The organism is Pseudomonas sp. EA_65y_Pfl1_P113 (assembly GCF_963970525.1).
Lineage (GTDB): Bacteria > Pseudomonadota > Gammaproteobacteria > Pseudomonadales > Pseudomonadaceae > Aquipseudomonas > Aquipseudomonas tritici.
The window spans coordinates 1-452 of record NZ_CAXAQM010000580.1 but is presented as its reverse complement, the minus strand read 5'-3'; the positions used below and the strand labels follow the sequence as shown (position 1 = coordinate 452).

Sequence of the window (452 nt, the reverse complement as noted above, 5' to 3'; positions counted from 1 at the left end):
CCCTATAAATCGAAGAATATCGATCTGTCAGCGGAGTGGTATTACAATAGAGAGAGCTACATCTCGGTTGGGTTTTTCCACAAAAATGTGGCGAATTACATCAGCAGCACCGTGGTCAACCAGACGATCCCCGGGATCACCTCGCCAACGACGACCTTCAACGGTGTAACGCAGAACGGCCCGCGTTATCAGGCGGCGCTCAATGCGTTGGGGGCAAATGCGACCTTCGGCCAGATCCGCGATTATATCGCGGCCAATTATCCGGGTGGTGTGGTCAACGGCACGATCGTGGCGCAGCCCAACGATCCGCTGGTGAATTTCGTTATTCAGACGCCGTATAACAGCGATCAGAAGGCCTATATCGACGGATTCGAGTTCGCGATCCAGCACGCGTTCTGGAACACCGGGTTCGGCACGATCCTCAACTACACGATCGTCAGAGGCAACCACAA

Annotated in this window: 1 protein-coding gene; it reads left to right on the top strand. The window is 54.2% G+C overall.

Going from position 1 to position 452, the window contains the following annotated elements:
• A partial coding sequence (locus AACY52_RS31175) for a hypothetical protein (protein WP_339561519.1) occupies positions 1-452 on the top strand: 452 nt, incomplete at both ends.